This window comes from Streptomyces barkulensis (assembly GCF_002843305.1).
Lineage (GTDB): Bacteria > Actinomycetota > Actinomycetes > Streptomycetales > Streptomycetaceae > Streptomyces > Streptomyces barkulensis.
Map to the genome: position 1 here is coordinate 1 of NZ_PGSG01000099.1, position 4560 is coordinate 4560.

Below are 4560 nucleotides of genomic sequence, written 5' to 3' on the forward strand. Positions count from 1 at the left end.
GTGACCGGGCTGCGGGCGCGGGAGTGGGAGAACGTCTTCAACGGCGAGAAGCGGCAGGGCATCTCCTTCCGCGCGGTGGCCATCACCCCGATGGTCCCGGCGACGGTGCAGGGCTGAGCGGCATGTCGAACCTGACCGCTGTGGTGCTGGTGGTCGCCGTGGTGGCCGGTGGCGGGCTGCTCGCTCGCCGCCGGTTCCCGGCCCTGTTTTGGCTGCTGGCCGGGCTGCCGGTCGCCTGGGTGCGGCTGCACCTGAGCTATGCGGCCACGATGGAGGTGTGCGGGCTGACCGTCACCCCGTCGCGGGCGCGGGCCTTCCTGACCCGGACGGTGACCCGCCGGGAGGTCCGCCCGGTGGCTCCCCGGATCGTGCGGGTGCGGCCCAGCGCGACGGGGCTGCGGGTGCGGCTGCGGCTTCCGGCCGGGCTGGAACCGGCCGATGTGGCGGCGGCCTCGGTGCGGCTGCGCCACGCCTGGGGCGTGCACGCCGTCCACGTGGCCGAGGTCAAGCCCGGTGTGGTGGAGCTGCGGATGACCGGCTACGACGTCCTCAAGCGGGTGCGGATGCCGCGCCGGGGCCTGCCCACCGGTGCGCTGGTGGTGCCGGTGGCGCTGCGCGAGGACGGCACCGCGTTCGTGCGCGATTACCGGGCCATTCCGCACGCGCTGACGCTGGGCGCGAATCAGTCGGGCAAGTCGATGTATCTGCGCAACCTGATCACCGCACTGGCCGGGCGGCCGGTGGCGCTGGTCGGCATCGACTGCAAGCGCGGGGTGGAGCAGCGCCGCTTCTCCCCGCGGCTCTCGGCCCTGGCCACCACCCCGGATGAGGCCTCCGGCCTGCTGGCCGCCCTGGTCGGGGTGATGGAGGAGCGCTTCGGCCTGCTCAGCGAGCACGGGGCCTCGGACCTGTGGGACCTGCCCGCCGAATTGCGGCCGGTGCCGGTGGTGGTGCTGGTGGATGAGGTGGCCGAGCTGTTCCTGGTCGCGGCCAAGAAGGACGAAGCGCGGCGGGATGAGATGGTCACGTCCCTGGTGCGGCTGGCGCAGATGGCCCGCGCGGTCGGCATCTATCTGGAGATCTGCGGCCAGCGCTTCGGCTCGGACCTGGGCAAGGGCGCCACCCTGCTGCGCGCGCAGCTCACCGGGCGGGTGGTGCACCGGGTCAACGACAAGCAGACCGCCGAGATGGGGCTGAACGACATCGCCCCCGAGGCCATTCCGGTGGCCACCACCATCGCCCCGGACCGGCCCGGCCTGGCCGTGGCCGGGGACGCCTCCGGCGCCTGGTCCCGCATCCGCACCGTGGAGATCGCCCCGGACGCGGCGGCGGCCGTCTGCCGCACCTTCGTCCACCTCACCCCCGACCTTCCGGCCCTCGCTGCCTGGCGGCCCGCCGCCCCGGCCGTGCCGGATGCGGATGAGCGGCCGTCGCTGGTCAAACCGGCCCCGGTCACCGACTAACCCCCTCTCCCCACCGGTGGGCGCGGCCGTCTTCGCGCCGTGTCCCTACCCCTGCCATGTCTGAAAGGAGGTGTTCCCCGTGCGCACCAAACTCCGCCTCGACGCCGTGCTGATCCAGGCCGTCATCGCCGGTGCCCTGTCGTTTGCCCACCTGCACGACCTGGCGGCGGCGGCCGGGCAGGACGGCTGGAAAGCCTGGGCCTACCCCATCTCGGTGGATCTGCTGCTGGTCGCCGCCTGGCACCGCATCCGCACCCTGCAAGCCGCCGACCGTCCGGCGGGCTCGGCCTGGTGCTGGTTCGTCATCGCCCTGGCGGCCTCGCTGGGTGCGAACGTCGCCACCGCCGGGCTCCTCGACCTCGGTGACGTGCCCGCCTGGCTGCGGATCCTGGTGGCCGGATGGCCCGCGCTGGCCTTCTTCGGCGGCACCCTGCTGGCCCACACCACCCCCGACACCGACCCGGCCCCGGAGCAGGAGCCGGATGCGCCGGCCACTGCATCGGAGCCCTCGGCTGCCCCGGTCGTCGAACGCGCACCGGAACCGGCCGCCCCGGCCGTCGAGCCGGACCCGGTCCTCGAACTCGACCCCGCCCCGGCCGCGCCCGAACCGGCCCCGGTTGCCGACCCGGCTCCGGCTGCTCCGCCGGTTCCGGCCGCGCTGGTCGAGCACGCCCGCAAGGTCGCCGACGCCCACCGCGCCCGCACCGGCACACCCATCGACCCCGACACCCTGCGCGCCCGCCTCGGGGTGCCCGCCCCGATGGCCGACGCCATCGCCACCCAGCTCGCCTGACAGGAGGACTGATCCGCCATGGCCGGACGTGAACCCGACCGCTCCGACTTCCTCGACGCCGCCCGCGAGATGGCCGACACCGGCCGCCCCGAGCTGGCCCGGTGGCTCGCCGAGGAAGCCGCCGACCGCACCACCGACCCCGACGAGGTGGCCTACATCCTGGCCCGCTACCCCGACCCCACCGCCCACCGGAAGGAGTGATCATGCCGCGCCCGAACCGCTTCCGCGACGTGCTCCGCGTCGGCCCGGTCCAGGTCGGCACCTACTACGACGGCCGGGGCCGCGACAAGCACACCGCCGCCTGCACCGCCCCGCGCTGCGGCTTCTCCGCCGACTACCACAGCCGCTCGGCCGCCGAGCTGGCCGCCCGCACCCACCGCTGCACCGCCTGACCCGAGAGGAGAACCTGCGATGTCGATGTTCCGCCCCACCTACCCGCCGCCCGACACCTACACGGCCACGCCCGCGGCCCCGTCCCCGGCTGTGTCGCTGGTCCCCGCCGACCCGGACCCGACTCCGGCCACCGCGCCCGCCCCGGTTCCGGTGCCGTCCCGGCCGGTCCTCCAGCTCACCCCCGGCGCCCTGGTCGCCGTCGCCGCCGGTGGCACCGCCGCCGTCCTGGTCGTCGGCACGGTGCTGGTCTCGCTGCTCCTGGCCGTCGCCGTCACCGCCACTTCCGTGGCGGTGTGCGCGGTCGTCCTGCGCTCCCTGCTCAACAACCAGCACCGCCGCTGAACGGCCTCCGGGGCGGCCTCAACCGCCAAGTTTCCGCCGCCCCGGACGCCTCCTTTCCCTTCCAGATCCGCAGATCCGAAAGAGAGGACCTCATCATGCCCCAGCACGCTCCGCACCGGCCGATCTGCCGCGACTGCGACGGCTTCCCGGCCGTGGCCATCACCACCGGCACCCGCCACCGCGACGGCACCCGCGTGACCGTCCGCGTGGTCTGCCCGGCCTGCCGAGGCACCGGCCACGCCCCCCGCGCCACCGTCCTGATCCGCGCCGGGCGGTGACCGCGCCCATGACCGACGCCGCCACGCTGGCGGGAGTGGACCCGATCACCTGGCAGGACTTCCTGCGGGTGGCCGGGTCCCCCGGCTTTGACCGCTGGCAAGAGCAGGTGCGCCGCACCGGCGGCTGCGCCGACCCCATCCACCTGACCGGCTCCACCAAGACCCTCGACCGCACCACCGGCACCGTCCTGCACGCCTACTCCACCGACGGTGAGCCCGGCGGACGCCTGCGGGTGGCCTGCGGCAACCGCCGCGCCTCGCGCTGCCCGTCCTGCGCCTGGACCTACGCCGGAGACACCTTTCACCTCATCCGCGCCGGACTGACCGGCGACCGCTCCAAGGGCGTGGCCGAGGCCGTCCGCGACCACCCCCGCGTCTTCGCCACCCTCACCGCACCGTCCTTCGGCCCGGTGCACAACCGTCCCGCCCGCGGCCGGTGCCGCTGCGGTGCCCGCCACCGCGAGAACGCGCCCGAGCTGGGCACCCCGCTCGACCCCGACACCTACGACTACGCGGGCGCGGTGCTGTGGAACAACCACGCCTCCGAGCTGTGGCGGTACTTCACCATCTACCTGCGCCGGGAAGTCGCCCGCCAGACCGGACGGACCCAGAAAGCCTGCCACCAGGTGCTCCGGGTGGCCTTCGGCAAGGTCGCCGAGTACCAGCGCCGGGGCGCGGTCCACTTCCACGCCGTCATCCGCTTCGACGGCCCCGACGGACCCGACTCCGCCCCGCCCCAGTGGGCCACCGTGGAGCTGCTGACCAACGCCATCCGCGCCGCCGCCGCCCGCGTCGCCGTCACCGTGCCCGCCGCCGGCACCCAGCCCGCCCGAACCTTGCGCTGGGGCACCCAGCTCGACATCCAGCCCATCAGCGCCTTCGACGGCGGGGAGATCACCGAACAGGCCGTCGCCTCCTACGTCGCCAAGTACGCCACCAAAGCCGCCGAGACCACCGGCACGGTAGACCACCGGATCGGCAACACCGAAGCCCTCGATCTGCTGGACATTCCCGAGCATCCCAAGCGGCTGATCGCGGCCTGCCTCGACCTGCACCGGCTCTACCCGGACCGCAAGCTGCGCCAGTGGGCGCACATGCTCGGCTTCCGCGGCCACTTCTCCACCAAATCCCGCCGCTACTCCACCACCCTCGGCGCGCTGCGCCAAGTCCGCGCCGACTACCGCGCCGCCGAACAACGCGCCGCCCTCGGCCTGCCCGACCCCGACGCCCACCCCGAGGCGACCGTGCTGACCGTCGCCCACTGGGCCTACGCCGGGCACGGCCACACCGC

The 4560-nt window shown here is 74.4% G+C and carries 7 protein-coding genes and 1 pseudogene; all 8 read left to right on the forward strand.

Translation table 11 applies throughout. The features are described from left to right. Positions 1-117, forward strand: a pseudogene (locus tag CUT83_RS31795) (SCO3933 family regulatory protein); the annotation flags it as partial. Between the two features lie 5 nt (positions 118-122). Then, on the forward strand, positions 123-1463 hold the full coding sequence (locus CUT83_RS20465) for an FtsK/SpoIIIE domain-containing protein (RefSeq protein ID WP_101257307.1): 1341 nt from the start codon (positions 123-125) through the stop codon (positions 1461-1463). 79 nt (positions 1464-1542) lie between these two features. Further along, a complete protein-coding gene (locus CUT83_RS20470; protein WP_101257308.1) occupies positions 1543-2256 on the forward strand; it encodes a DUF2637 domain-containing protein in 714 nt (237 codons plus the stop codon). Between the two features lie 18 nt (positions 2257-2274). Next, positions 2275-2457, forward strand: coding sequence for a hypothetical protein (locus CUT83_RS20475; protein WP_101257309.1), 183 nt, complete (start codon positions 2275-2277; stop codon positions 2455-2457). Positions 2458-2459: 2 nt separating this feature from the next. Next, on the forward strand, positions 2460-2648 hold the full coding sequence (locus CUT83_RS20480; RefSeq protein WP_093654352.1) for a mobile element transfer protein: 189 nt from the start codon (positions 2460-2462) through the stop codon (positions 2646-2648). A gap of 25 nt (positions 2649-2673) precedes the next feature. Then, on the forward strand, positions 2674-2991 hold the full coding sequence (locus tag CUT83_RS20485; protein ID WP_101257310.1) for a SpdD protein: 318 nt from the start codon (positions 2674-2676) through the stop codon (positions 2989-2991). A 95-nt stretch (positions 2992-3086) separates the two neighbouring features. Further along, positions 3087-3269, forward strand: a complete 183-nt coding sequence (locus CUT83_RS20490) for a hypothetical protein (RefSeq protein ID WP_101255827.1) — start codon at positions 3087-3089, stop codon at positions 3267-3269. 8 nt (positions 3270-3277) lie between these two features. Further along, positions 3278-4560: replication initiator protein RepSA (repSA, locus tag CUT83_RS20495; protein WP_101255828.1), on the forward strand; the 1283-nt coding region annotated here is incomplete at its 3' end.